A 14,442-nucleotide genomic window follows, 5' to 3' on the forward strand; every position below is an offset into this window, starting at 1 on the left:
TCACCTTCCATTATTTTTGCAGAGTTTATTGGGCTAAAGCAATCTACGTCTTTTTCTGGAGATATAACGTATTTTATTGCTTCTTCATTTAATTGGTTAGGAAATGGTCTAAGACATAATATACCATGAACATCTTTATTTTCATTTAAGCTTCTTAAAGTTTTTTCATAATCTTCTTGTGTTATATCTTCTGCTAATTCTACAACTTCAGTTTCTATACCTATAGTTTGACATCTCTTTAATGCTCCTCTTTCGTAAGCTAAATCGTCTCCTCTAGCTCCTACTCTAACTATAGCTAACTTAGGATTTATACCCTCTTTAACTAATTCATCAACTTCTTTTATTAAATTCTCACTTATTTGATCAGCTACTGGCTTTCCTTTTATTATTTGACCTTTAGTTGCAGTTACTTCCATTTTAAAAACGCCCCCTTAAATTTTAATTTATATAATATACAAGTATAGCTTGTATTAATTTTCTACTTTAAAATAATTATTTTCCTAGAGCTTTTTCTACTTTAGCGTAAACTTCATCACATATTTTTACGCCTTCTTCTACTAAATGGTTTACTTCATTTCTTACTTTTTCAACATACTCCATATCTTTTATAGAGTTTATATTTATTACTACATTTTGCTGACCACTAAGTATTGCAGATCTTAAACATTGAATTCCAACACCTACATCACTTATAGCAAGCCTTGAACCTTTATCAACTAAATCCTTATGTAATTTTATAGCATCGAAACACATTCTTACTATGTTTATTGGAGCTTCACAAGCTACCTTTAATGCATTTTCCATAGTTTCTTCTTTTATTTTCTTTTCTTCCTCCGTTGAAGTCGGAAGTCCATAAGCTTTTGAAAGAGGCAAGAAATTGTTTGCATCTTCATCAATCATACTCAATAATTTCTCTTCTATTTCTCCTGCTTTTACTAATATTTCTTTTACGCTATCTTCATACTCTGCATATTTTTTCTTTCCTATAGTTAAGTTGCAAACCATACTGCCTAAAGCCATTCCTATAGCACCAACTAAAGCTGCTGCTCCACCTCCACCAGGTACGGCTGACTTTGAAGCTAATAGATTTACAAATTCAACACAAGTTTTTTCAGATATCTTCATGATTTCCCCCTTAAATCTTTTAAAGATACTAAATTACTATGTAGTGGAGTGCAAAATTTTTACACTCCACATTATTATTTATTAGAATAATCCAGATATTATTCCATTTTCATCAACATCTATTCTTTCAGCTGCTGGAACTTTTGGAAGTCCTGGCATTTTCATTATTGCACCAGTTAAAGCAACTATAAATCCAGCACCTGCTGATACTGTTAATTGTCTAACTGTTATTCTAAATCCTGTTGGTCTACCTAATTTAGTTTGATCGTCAGTTAAAGAATATTGAGTTTTAGCCATACATATTGGCATATGTGAGAACCCTAACTTTTCTAATCTTTCTAATTCTTTTCTAGCTTGTGGAGTAAAGTCTACACCATCAGCTCCATATATCTTAGTAGCTATAGCATTTATCTTGTCTTCTATACTTAAATCATCTTCATAGCAGAACTCAAATTCATTTGGTTCACTAGTTAATCTTATAACTTCTTTAGCTAGTTCAATTCCACCTTCTCCACCTTTTGCCCATACTTGAGATAAGGCAACATTAACACCTAGTTCTTTACATCTTTCTTTTACTAAGTTAACTTCTGCTTCTGTATCAGTTGGGAATTCATTTATAGCAACTACTGCTGGTAACTTAAATACTTGAGTTATATTTTCAACATGCTTTAATAAATTTGGAAGACCCGCTTCTAAAGCTTCTAAATTTTCATTGTTTAACTCATCTTTTGGTACTCCACCATTGTATTTTAATGCTCTTACTGTAGCAACTATTATAACTGCATCAGGCTTTAGGTCAGCCATTCTACATTTTATATCTAGGAATTTCTCAGCACCTAAGTCTGCACCAAATCCACCTTCAGTTACTACATAATCAGCAAAGTGCATAGCCATTCTTGTAGCTATAACAGAGTTACACCCATGAGCTATATTTGCAAATGGTCCACCATGAACAAATGCAGGTGTTCCTTCTAATGTTTGAACTAAGTTTGGTTTTAATGCATCTTTTAACAATGCTGCCATAGCTCCATTAGCTTTTAGTTGCTCTGCAGTTACAGGTTCTCCTTGGAAGTTATATCCTACTATTATTCTTCCTAATCTAGCTTTTAAATCAACTATATCACTTGCTAAACAGAAAGCAGCCATTACTTCTGAAGCAACTGTTATATCAAATCCATCTTCTCTAGCTACACCGTCTGCTCTTGACCCTAAACCATCAACAATATTTCTTAATTGTCTATCGTTCATGTCAACGCATCTTCTCCAAGTTATGCTTCTAGAGTCTATTCCTAATTCATTTCCTTGATGAATGTGATTGTCAAGCATTGCCGCTAATAAGTTATTTGCAGCTCCTATAGCATGAAAATCTCCTGTGAAATGTAAGTTTATATCTTCCATTGGAACAACTTGTGCATATCCTCCACCTGCAGCTCCACCTTTAATACCAAATACAGGTCCTAAAGAAGGTTCTCTTAATGCAACTAATACATTTTCACCTAATTTAGCTAATCCATCTGCAACTCCTATAGTAGTAGTAGTTTTTCCTTCTCCTGCTGGAGTTGGGTTGATAGCTGTAGTTAATATTAACTTTGACTTTTTACCGCCATTGCCTCTCTTTAATAAATTGTAGTCTACTTTAGCTTTATACTTACCGTATAATTCTATATCATCTTCTCCTAGATCTAACTTTTTAGCTATCTCTCTTATATCTTGTGGTTTAGCTTCTTGAGCTATTTCAATATCTGATTTGAATCCCATAATTAGTATCCTCCCCTATAATTTAAATATTTAATTTCGCTATGTATAAATTATCTATCTTTAGTAAATAATCTATATAATAATGACCATTTTTTAGCATTTTAATTACAGGACACACTTAATCCCATCAACTTATTTTTTATTGCTTCAATTTGTTCTCTAGTTTCTTGGCTAGTGTCATATGGAGATTTATTACTTCTATCCGAATTTATGACATCTTGATTGTAGTATATAAAGCCTAAAGCTTCTCCATCCTCTATATTAGACATTATAAATTCTTCATCTTCTTTATTTCTAATTTTGTTGCCTACAACAAATACTTGTTTAATACCTATATCTTTACCTAAAGATTTAACTTTCCTATAAGTTTGTAGACTTCTTTCACCTGGTTCAACTACCACTATAAAAGCATCTACACCTTGTGCAGTTCCTCTACCTAAGTGTTCAATTCCTGCTTCCATATCCATTACTACTACATCTTTATTTTGTAATATTAGATGCGAGCAAAGTCTTTTTAATAATACATGTTCTGGACAAACACATCCTGAACCACCAAAATCTACAGTACCTAAAGTAAGTAATCTAACACCATTGTATTCTTTACAATAATTTTCAGGTATATCATCAACCTTAGGATTTAATTTAAACATTTTGTTAAAAGTTCCTGTTTCTGCAGCAGTTCTTTCTGAAATTAATTTTCTCATTTCTGATATTGGAACAATAGAATCATATACTTCTTTTGGAAATCCTAATGCTAAACCTAGATTAGCATCAGGATCTGCATCAACAGCAACTACTCTGTATCCATCATCTGCAAACATTCTAGACAACATAGAAGAAAAAGTTGTCTTTCCTACTCCACCTTTACCTGTTATCGCTATTTTCATATTATACCACCTTTTATAATAGATGAACCATATAATGATATGTATGTTCATCTAAATTATTTATCCTTTTATACGTTTATCTATAAACATTAATAAATACTGTGTTCAAAAAAGTTTTATTTTCATATTATTAAGCTTCTACTTCGACTACTTGCTTCATTTTTTCTTCAACTAATTTTTCAAAGTGAACACGTTTCTTTTCTATGTCAGATATTATTATTTGTGCTAATTCTTCTGGATTTTCATTAACTGTAAATTTAGCTCCTACTATATCTTGTAATTCATCACATAATATTCCTACTGCTCTTGATGAACCTTTTACTGGTGGCATTATTCCTAAGTATGTGTCTATACCTGAAGCTACAACATAAGTACCTATAGCAACTGCTTTTTCAGACATCCACTCTGGTGCCACACCAGCTACTGGAAGATCACATATATCCATATCTAAAGTTTTAGCAGTTTCGCTTACTATCTCTAATATACGGCTACAATCAACACAAGAACCTAGGTGTAAAACTGGCGGTATATCAACAAGTTCACAAACTGTTGCTAATCCTTTACCTGCTAGCTTTCTAGCTTCTTTAGTCATTAAACCAAATTTAGCTGCAGCTGATGCTCCACATCCAGTAGTAACAACAAGTATGTCATTTTTAATTAATTCTTTCATTATTGTTATATGCGCTTTATTAGAAACTCCTTTAGCATTATTACATCCAACTACACCTACAGCACCTCTTAATACTCCAGATTTTAAACAATCTGCTAATGGTTTTAGAGTCCCTGTTGGGTCTATTTGTGAATTTACAACTCTATCTAGTTGCCCAAGTATTGCATCTAGACTATATCCTACTGTTGCGCTTGATTTTAATTCTGGTATAAGTACTTTTGATTTGTCTCTATTTTTAAAGTTTAATATTGCTTCTCTAACTATTTGTTTTGCATCTTCATATGCAGTTTCTTCTGAGAATTCCATATATGTTGACTCGGCTATTTTAGCCTTTGGAGATGTTGTTATGAATTTTGTGTGATAGCATTTTGCAACCTTTGCTAATGCTGGGAATATACATTGAACGTCAACTATCATTGCTTCCACTGCACCTGTAACTATTGCAAGTTCTTGTTGGTGGAAGTCTCCTGCAGTTTTTACACCATGTCTCATTGTAACTTCATTACCTGTACAGCACATTCCTGCTAAGTTTATTCCATCTGCTCCAACTTCTTTAGCTAATTCAACTAATTCTAGATCTTCAGACGCTAAAACTATCATTTCAGATAATGAAGGCTCATGTCCATGTAATATTATATTTACTTTATTCTCTTCTAAAACTCCTAAGTTTGCTTCCGTTTCTCTCACTGTTGGAGTTCCAAATAATATATCACTAAATCTAGTTCCTATCATAGATCCAGCCCATCCATCTGCTAGAGATGTTCTAAGTGACATATGTATTAAACTATCTATGTCTGCTGTACATCCTATATGAGTTGAGTGCATTATGGTAGCAACTTCTCTATCTATCGCTCTTGGTTCTATTCCAAGTTCTTTCCATACTTTTTGTCTTTTTACTGGAGCATTCTTTAAAAATCTTGCTACTCCGTAAGGTTTACCAAATTCCATTAATGCAACATCTGCAACTTCGTGAGCTATATCATATATATCTCTACCCTCTGTTTCTACATCCCACTCTTTTGCTAATGTTATTAGTTTTGATTCATCTTTTATTGTATAGTTTCCATTTCTACTTGCTAAGGCCATTGTATGAGCTATATCTCTTGCGTGGTCAGAGTGAGCTGCAGTACCACCTGCAACCATCCTTGCAAAGTTTCTTCCTACTATAACATGTTCATCGGCACCACATAGACCTCTTGGTGTTTTAGGTGTTATTCTACAAGGCCCCATTCCACATATTCTACAGCAATTCCCCTGAAGACCAAAACCACATTGAGCCTTAAAATTTTGCTTTCGGTCATACATTGTTTCTACGCCGTCTCTTTCAGCCTTATCTAATAATACTTTACTATTTAAATCAATAGTCATCATTTTTTTATCCATATGCCTATATCCCCCTCTATCTCGATTTATAAATCCTAGGATGAATAAAAGATATGTCAATTAAAAATTAATGCTCTGTATTACCTAATTTGATTATATACTAATTCAATTTAAATTTGTGTTATTTTTAATAGTATTCTAACAATTTAATTGTTTAAAATAAATGTGTGTATTTTATATAATTTTCTTAATATCTTTAGCTATAAGTGCTCCATATGCTATAGAATATAACTTCGATTCTGCACTATCTGATCTAGAAACTAATACTATAGGTGCTTTGGCTCCCATAATAACTCCTGCTGATTTTGCATTTGCCATATATGTAAATGATTTGCCTATTCCATTACCGACTTCTATATTAGGTACTAATAAAATATCAATATCTCCTGATACTTCACTTTTAAAACCTTTCATATCACTAGCCTCCTTTGATAAGGCTATATCAAATGATAATGGACCCTCGACTATAACATTTCTACCAAATTTACCATTTATAGATGCTTCTTGTAATAAGTGTCCATCAACAGTAGCTTGCATTTTAGGATTCACTTTCTCCTTAGCAGCAAGGCATGCCACTTTTATAGTATCTATACCTAATGCTTTAGCTGCTTGTATAGCATTTTTAAGTATCATCTCTTTTTGTTCATAATTAGGTGAAATATTCATACCTCCATCTGTTATTAATAATAATTTATGATAATTTTCCATTTGATATGCTACGACATGGCTAAGGAGACTCTCAGTTCTAAGTCCATACTCTTTATTTAACACAGATTTTAAAAGAATTGAAGTATCTAAAATACCTTTCATTACAAAATCTGCATTCTTAGTCGCTACTAATTCAACAGCTATTTTAGCACTCTCTTCTATATTATTAGAATTTAATATTTCTATTCCAGTTAAATCAAAGTTTATTTTTTCTGAAATCAACTTTATTTTATCACAATCTCCCACTAATATAGGTTCTATTATTTGTTTTTCTACTGCATCTTTTACAGCCTTTAAAACTTCTTTATCTTCTGCTGCAGCTACAGAAAGAATTAATTTCTCTTCACCTTTAAGTATATCAAATATCTCTTTTAATTTTTTTACCAAATTAACACCTCCTTTTATATAATTAATAATAACATTTTGTATAAAAAAACTTCTATATTTAAAATAGAAGTTTTAACATTTATCTTTATTTTTTTACCTATATTTATCTAACTCTCTTAAACATGCTATAGTTATTTCATCTTGCGGGTCTAGTTCATAAGCCCTCTCTATGTAATATACAGCATCATCTAAATCTCCATTATTTAAATATGCCATTCCTAGGTTACATAGTATTTCTGGGTCTTCTTTTATTTTAGCTGCAGTTTCAAAATGTTCTATAGCTTTTTCCATATTAAAAGTACTTGCTTCACAAAGACCAAGTTCAACCATAGTATCAACTTGATGTGGCTTTATTACTAATATTTTTTCAAAATATCTTTTAGCTGTCTCTATCTCATTCATATTTTTATAAGCTAAACCTATCATGAACAATAAATTCCACCAATCTGAATGATCTTCTTCTAAAGGTAATAGCTTTTCTAATCCTTCTTCATTTCTTCCTTGGAATACTAGATTATATCCTTCTTCATATTGAACCTTAAAGTCCATTTTACCTATATTTTCTTGAACTTCAGATGTTGTATCTTCATCTAATCCTAATTTTAATGCTTCTTCCCATATTACTTTAGATTTTACATATTGACCTTGATTATAATAATGATATCCTAGGTGATAATATCCTAAGGCAAATTCTGGATCTAAATCTATTACCATTTCTAACTTATTTAATGCTTCTAATAAGAAGTCATTCATAGCCTTATCATCATTATCCTTTTGATACTTCTTAGCAACTTCCTGACATACTATAGCATAATGGTATAATCCATTTATATCATCATTACTCATAGTTATAAGCGCTTTTAAGTATATTAAAGAATCCGTATATTCTCCAATATCAAAATACTTTCTAGACATATATCCCATATATGCATTTAAATCTAAGTTTACTTTATTTTTAAATGCATTTAAGAATTTTTTATATTCTTCATTATATCTAAATTGGCTATCTATACCTATTATATATATCATTGCATCAGCAATAGACATTGCATTTATATTATCTTGAGCAGTTTTTTCTTTTATACCTTTTACTAATACTTCATTTTTTATAGGTACTTGTAACCCTTCTTTTGGTATAGTATATCCCTCTACTTTAAATTCACTATCATGCTTTATAGTTATAAAAGATAACTCTTCAGCCTTTTTTAATATATGTTTTTCTATCTTAAATTTCATACTAACCTCCTAGATACTAACTCTATAAGCCTTTGATTTCTCAAATATCTTTTTATCATCATATACAAACATTACTACATTGTCTTCTTTATCTATATTTTTATTTATATCTTTTTTAAGCTCTAGTATATCAAATTTAAATGGCTCAAAGTGAACATATTTTATAATATGTTTAGCTGGCTTATTTTCGAAATTAGGTAAATATTTTGATATATTACTTTCATCTTGTAAAAATACATGACATCTATTCTTGAAATCTTCCATATCAAGTTTATTAAAAAACTGTGGTATATTTGATGTTTTACCTAGTGATATATAATCATATTTTAGTATATCATTAAATAAGTCATTATTTTTATTTATTGATTCATTATAAAAATCTAACAGTATTTTGTAAAGTTGATTTTTACCTTGAGCAACATCAAAGTATCCATTCTTATCAAAATAAATTGCAAATTCTTCAAAGAATTTAAATGGACTTTCTTTATAATAATTAAATATTATATACCTCATAGATAATACAAAGTTCTTAGAATTGTAATATTTTTCTAGTATTTCTTCTATATCTTTTAATTTTAAGATTTGAGAATAAGAAATATAATTATTATATAAAACTTCATATGGTGGATAATCTTTATATTTATATCCATGCTCATTTGCAGTTTTTCTTACTCCGGTTCCTTTTATCATCTTTAAAAATCCTAATTGTAAATGTTCTATTCCTAAATTAAATACATCATTAAATGAATTTTCAAAGCTAGCATAATCTTCATAAGGAAGTCCTGCTATTAAATCTAGATGCTGATGTATGTTTCTATATGAAGCTATCTTCTTAACAACTTTAGATAATTTAGTAAAGTCATCTCTTCTTCCAACAGCATCTAGTACTTTTTGATTAGTAGTTTGGACACCTATTTCAAATTGGAATAATCCCTCTTTACAATTAGATAAAAATTCTAACATATCATCATCTAATAAATGCGCCGTTACCTCAAAGTGATATGTAGTATAATCATTATCATTTTCCATAAGGAAATTCATTATCTCTTTTGCAAACTTCTTATTTGCATTAAACGTTCTATCTATAAACTTAATTTGTGATACCCTTGCATCAATTAAAGCTTTTAAATCTTTTTTTACTCTATCTATACTGAAATATCTTAATCCTTTAAGTGTAGATGATAAACAATATTGACAATTAAAAGGACATCCTCTTGATGTTTCATAATAAACAATTCTGTTTTCATATTCTTTAGGATCTAGATTTTCATACGGACTTGGTATTTCATCTAAGTTTTGTAATAATTCCTTAGGTCTATTTACCACTATTTCTCCATTATTTCTATATACTATTCCTTCTACATCTTCTATATTTTTATTACCTTGAAGATACATAACTAAATCTCTAAATACTAATTCACCTTCACCACATAATATATAGTCTACAAATGGATATTTTTCCATAGCATTTTCACTATCATAAGTTACTTCCGGTCCACCTAAGCCTATGATTGTGTTTGGTTTTACTTTTTTTATATTTTCACAAAGCTTTACTATATCTAATACATTCCAAATATATGTTGAGAATAATATTACATCATAATCATTTTTGTATATATCTTTTAATATATAGTCTAAATCATTATTAATTGTATATTCTCTTATATCTGCATCAACTAAATCTTTAGTATATGATTTTAAATATCTTATAGCTAAATTTGTATGTATAAACTTAGAATTTAATGTTGTTAATAAAATTTTCAATTATTTCACCTCTTTATTAAGATTATTGTATATTTTTATGCTATTTTTAGGTTAAAATAATATGTGTAAAACATTATCTAAATATTTTTTAATAGAAGGTTTTTACATATATTTTGTAGAATATTAGTATTATAATTATATAAGTTAGAAAAGGAGTTTTTTATGGAATTAATTGACCAAGTATCTATCAACGCTTTATCAAAGAGAGACTTATTACTTATTTTAAAAGCATTAGAATACACTAATGAAAATACAGGTCTTGAAGATTTTATCGATCTTAGAAATAATATAGTTAAAGAAATCTGTTTTTTAACTGAAACAACAGAAGAAGACTTTATAAACTACTTAGAGTCAAGTAAGTAAATTCTAAGCCTTTTTAAATTTCAATACATATAAGCCAGATTTAGATTTAATATTTATATTTAGTATATTATTATTAAAGTTCTTAGATATAATTTTTATCTGATTGAATATAGGATCATTATACGTATCCCCTTCATTAAGATTTATTAAGTATCTAGGATCTGAGTTTTTATCGTATACTTTTTTATTAATTTTATACTGTCTTAATTTAACTATATATTCTGACATCGATAAAATAAAGTCTATATTGTCTATATTGTGATTTTCATCATCTCCTAATATAGATAGTATAGATTTTTTTATACTTTTACTCCCAAAATCTTTAACTTCTCTATCTTCAATATATATATCATATAATATATTTAATAAACTACCTAAAATTTTCTCATCGTCATAATCTTGTACTTTTAAATCTATATACTTATCTATTTGTTGTATCGCATTTATTCTTGCCATATGAAACTTTATAGTACTTGCTTTATCTAATGAAATAGTAAATCCTATAATTTGTTCCTTTATTTTTTGAAGCAAGTCTTTATACTCTATTGTGTTATCTTCTATTATATTATGAATAATTGAGTTGTATAAAACAGAAGATAATATGTATTCAAATAAGTATTCTTCCTTTTTAAAGTATTTAACATACTTTTGAATTAATTCAAGTACTTCATCTTCACTTTTCTTAATATTAGTATTAGAAATTATTACAGGTAATAAAAGGTTAAGTATATTATTATAATTTGGTCTTTCTCCATAAAACTTATAATATATTAATTCATCTCTTAATCTCTTGTTATCTATGTATACACGTCTTTGTATATTATCATCTACTAAACATTTTGTGTTAATTACAATTAAATCTTTTAAATACTTATCCTCTATATCAAATGCTGATATATACGCTTTTTTTATTAAATTATCTTTCATAAATATTATTTTCCTTGTAATATTTTATAATTATTATTTTTATCAAGTAATTAGTTTAATATACTATATTATAACCTATACGAATCAAAAAAAAGAGACAGCTTATAAGCTGTCGTTTATACAGGGGAATAGTAGTGTACAAACGAGTGTATACTACTATATTACTTGCTATTATTATACAATATTACATTTTCAGATGTAAAGTATCGATTTTCGACATCCCTGTACACTTATATAAATTACATTCTTTCTGGCGCTTGCATTCCTAATAATTTAAGACCATTTTCTAATGCTTGTCTAGTAGCACAAACTAAAGCAAGTCTAGCTTTTCTTAACTCAGCATCTTCTACTAATATAGAGTTATCATGGTAGAATTTATTGAATGCTTGTGCTAAATCTAGGACAAATCTTGTTATTATATGTGGCTCGTTCTTTCTCATAGCATTAAGTATAGTTTTATTGAATGATGCTATAACTTTTAAAACTTCCGCACTATCTACATCATTTAATAATTCATAGTTAATATCTGTTGTAACTTCTTCTTCAGCTTTTCTTAAAACTGCACAACATCTAGCATGAGTATATTGAACGTAAGGACCTGTTTCTCCTTCAAAGCTTAGTGTTCTTGACCATGAGAATGTGTAATCTTTTATTCTACTGTTAGATAATTCTTGGAATACTACTGCTCCAACCCCAACTTGTTTAGCTATTTCATCAACATTTAAAGCATTTGGGTTTTTAGTAAGCATAGTTTCTTTTGTCTTTTCTATAGCTTGTTTTAAAACATCTTCTAAGAATACTACTCTACCTTTTCTTGTAGACATAGTACCTTCTTCTAATGCTACCATACCAAATGGAACGTGTACCATATCCTTAGCCCATTCAAATCCAACAAGTTCTAAAACTTTGAATAATTGTTGGAAGTGTAAGCTTTGTTGCGAACCAACTACATATATACATTTTTCAAAGTCATAATTTTCTTTTCTGTATAATGCTGCTGCTAAATCTCTTGTCATATATAATGTAGATCCATCATTCTTAGTTATAAGTGCTGGTGGCATATTATATTCTTCTAAGTCTACTATATTAGTTCCTTGAGATTCTTGAAGTAATCCTTTGTCTTTTATTATATCTATAACTCTATCCATTTTATCTGAATAGAAACTTTCTCCGTTGTATGAATCAAATTCTATATCTAATAAGTCATAAACTCTAGCAAATTCTTTTAAACTTTCATCTCTGAACCATTGCCATAATTCTTTTGCTTCTTTATCTCCATTTTCTAACTTAGTAAACCAAGCTCTTGCCTCATCTTCCATTTCTGGGTGCCTTTCAGCTTCATCGTGGAATTGTATGTATAATTTTAATAACTCTGGTATTGGATTAGCTTCTACAGCTTCTTTATTACCCCATAATTTGAAAGCTACTATAAGCTTACCAAATTGAGTTCCATAGTCTCCTAAATGGTTTATTCTAACTGTATTGTATCCTTGAGAATCATATATTTTGTATAAAGCATTCCCTATAACTGTAGTTCTTATATGACCTATATGGAATGGCTTTGCTATATTAGGAGATGAGAAATCTATTACTATAGTTTTATCTTTTCCTAAATCGCTATGACCGTACTTTTCTTTCTTTGTTAATACATCTTTTATAACTGTTTCTGCTAATTGAGATTTATTAACAAAGAAGTTTATATAACCACCTAATGGAGTAACATTAGATATAACTCCTTTAGCTTCTATTTTTTCTGATAACTCAGCCGCTATCATGTTAGGTGCTTTTCTAAATACTTTCGCTAATTTAAAACATGGGAATGCAAAATCTCCCATATCTTTATTTGGTGGCACTTCTATAAGTGCTGTTATTTCTTCTAAAGTCAATTCTTCTATATGTTCTTTTAAGCATGTTGCTACTGCTACTTTAAAGTCTTGCATTATATTGCTCCTCTCTCTTTGTTATTATTTTATGGTAAATCAAATTCTAAGTTTTTTCAAGGTATTTGACACTATTTACTATTATATATCTACATTATATCCTTTTCGCTAATAACTTCTATCCCATTTTGTCTAAGCAACGCTGTTGTTACTCCTACTCCAGATACTTTTTTACCTGTAAAAGTTCCATCATATATTAAACTCGATCCACATGAAGGGCTACCCTCTTTTAATATAGCTTTTTTACATCCATATAAATCAGCTATTTTTAAAGTTTCCATAGCACCTTGTTTAAATTTCTTTGTTACATCTAGTCTTTTATTGTTTATTACACTGGTTTTTCCTTCTATAACAGCATTACCATCTAGCCTTATAATCTCTGATGGATCACGTGGTGTTGATAGTCCTCCTAATTGTTCCGGGCAAACCATTATAAATTGTTTATCTTTAAGATATTCTGCTACTTTTTCATTTTTATTATTATCACCATTATATTTACAATTTATTCCAAGTAAACATGCTGATACAAGTATCACATCTATCACCTTATTAGTATTAATTTATTTTAGTGTAACTATAGTTACACCTGCACCACCTTCACCGTATTGACCAGCTCTTTGTGATTTTACATGTCTGTTTCTTCTTAATATATCTTGAAGGCCTGATTTTAAAACTCCCGTACCTATACCATGTATTATTGTTACATTTTCTAGACCTGCAACATATGCATCATCTAGGTATTTTTCAACTTCCATAGTTGCTTCTTCTAAATTCATACCTCTTAAATCTACTTCACTCTTTACGTTACCAGATTTAGATTTTATTATATTTCTAGTTGATTTTGTTACAGTTTTCTTAACATCTTTTTTAACCTTTTGTAATGATTTAAATGGTAGTGTCATTTTCATTATACCAATTTGCACTACAGCTTCTTTTTTATTCTTATCAACAGAAACAACAGTACCTTCTTGATTTAAAGTTATTACTCTTACATCTTCTCCTGCCTTCAAATCAGTTATTTCTTTACTTGCAACTTTAGGGACTATCATGCTCTTAACCGTAGGCTGTAAACTTCCCATAGTACTTGTTAATTCTTTTCTAAGAGCTTCTATTTGTTGGTTCTTTTCTTTTGATGCTCTTTCTTCTTCTAATCTTCTTAATTCTTTTATAATATTATCTACTTCTTCTTTTGCTTGTCTAGTAATTCTAAATGCTTCTTGTCTTGCTTGCTCAAGCATTTTTTCTTTTTGATTTGCAAACTTTTCAAGTTTCTCATCATATTCTATCTTTAGTT

The 14,442-nt window shown here is 29.3% G+C and carries 13 protein-coding genes; 1 reads left to right on the forward strand and 12 read right to left on the reverse strand.

The annotated features are described in order from the left end of the window. From Q5F54_RS04770 to Q5F54_RS04805, 8 genes are all read right to left on the reverse strand, one after another. Positions 1-416 (reverse strand): tetrahydrofolate dehydrogenase/cyclohydrolase catalytic domain-containing protein (locus Q5F54_RS04770; protein WP_302334040.1); only part of this gene is annotated, 416 nt, incomplete at its 3' end. 76 nt (positions 417-492) lie between these two features. Beyond that, positions 493-1,125, reverse strand: coding sequence for a cyclodeaminase/cyclohydrolase family protein (locus Q5F54_RS04775; protein ID WP_281538421.1), 633 nt, complete (start codon positions 1,123-1,125; stop codon positions 493-495). A gap of 81 nt (positions 1,126-1,206) precedes the next feature. Next, positions 1,207-2,883, reverse strand: a complete 1,677-nt coding sequence (locus Q5F54_RS04780) for a formate--tetrahydrofolate ligase (protein WP_281538420.1) — start codon at positions 2,881-2,883, stop codon at positions 1,207-1,209. A gap of 101 nt (positions 2,884-2,984) precedes the next feature. Next, positions 2,985-3,770: an AAA family ATPase gene (locus Q5F54_RS04785; RefSeq protein WP_071119416.1), complete on the reverse strand. Its 786-nt coding sequence runs from the start codon at positions 3,768-3,770 to the stop codon at positions 2,985-2,987. Positions 3,771-3,900: 130 nt separating this feature from the next. Next, positions 3,901-5,823: an anaerobic carbon-monoxide dehydrogenase catalytic subunit gene (cooS, locus tag Q5F54_RS04790; RefSeq protein WP_302334041.1), complete on the reverse strand. Its 1,923-nt coding sequence runs from the start codon at positions 5,821-5,823 to the stop codon at positions 3,901-3,903. A 174-nt stretch (positions 5,824-5,997) separates the two neighbouring features. Next, a complete protein-coding gene (locus tag Q5F54_RS04795; protein WP_071119414.1) occupies positions 5,998-6,918 on the reverse strand; it encodes a bifunctional enoyl-CoA hydratase/phosphate acetyltransferase in 921 nt (306 codons plus the stop codon). A gap of 93 nt (positions 6,919-7,011) precedes the next feature. Beyond that, positions 7,012-8,154 carry a tetratricopeptide repeat protein gene (locus Q5F54_RS04800; RefSeq protein WP_281538418.1) on the reverse strand — a complete coding sequence of 381 codons (1,143 nt, stop codon included), beginning with the start codon at positions 8,152-8,154 and terminating at the stop codon, positions 7,012-7,014. 9 nt (positions 8,155-8,163) lie between these two features. Continuing rightward, on the reverse strand, positions 8,164-9,918 hold the full coding sequence (locus tag Q5F54_RS04805; protein WP_288525420.1) for a B12-binding domain-containing radical SAM protein: 1,755 nt from the start codon (positions 9,916-9,918) through the stop codon (positions 8,164-8,166). Between the two features lie 162 nt (positions 9,919-10,080). Here Q5F54_RS04805 and Q5F54_RS04810 point away from each other — a divergent pair, with 162 nt between their 5' ends. Continuing rightward, a complete protein-coding gene (locus Q5F54_RS04810; protein WP_071119411.1) occupies positions 10,081-10,281 on the forward strand; it encodes a hypothetical protein in 201 nt (66 codons plus the stop codon). A 3-nt stretch (positions 10,282-10,284) separates the two neighbouring features. On the opposite strand, the gene Q5F54_RS04815 is transcribed toward Q5F54_RS04810, so the two are convergent. From Q5F54_RS04815 to Q5F54_RS04830, 4 genes are all read right to left on the reverse strand, one after another. After that, positions 10,285-11,208: a hypothetical protein gene (locus Q5F54_RS04815; RefSeq protein ID WP_281538416.1), complete on the reverse strand. Its 924-nt coding sequence runs from the start codon at positions 11,206-11,208 to the stop codon at positions 10,285-10,287. Between the two features lie 239 nt (positions 11,209-11,447). Beyond that, positions 11,448-13,148 (reverse strand): arginine--tRNA ligase, encoded by a 1,701-nt coding sequence (argS, locus tag Q5F54_RS04820; protein WP_281537328.1) that lies wholly within the window; start codon positions 13,146-13,148, stop codon positions 11,448-11,450. 89 nt (positions 13,149-13,237) lie between these two features. Next, positions 13,238-13,684, reverse strand: a complete 447-nt coding sequence (locus tag Q5F54_RS04825; protein ID WP_071119408.1) for a DUF523 domain-containing protein — start codon at positions 13,682-13,684, stop codon at positions 13,238-13,240. Positions 13,685-13,708: 24 nt separating this feature from the next. Next, positions 13,709-14,442 (reverse strand): Smr/MutS family protein (locus Q5F54_RS04830; protein WP_302334042.1); only part of this gene is annotated, 734 nt, incomplete at its 5' end.

The sequence above is a fragment of the uncultured Romboutsia sp. genome (assembly GCF_958366745.1).
In the GTDB taxonomy this organism is placed as follows: Bacteria; Bacillota; Clostridia; order Peptostreptococcales; family Peptostreptococcaceae; genus Romboutsia; species Romboutsia timonensis.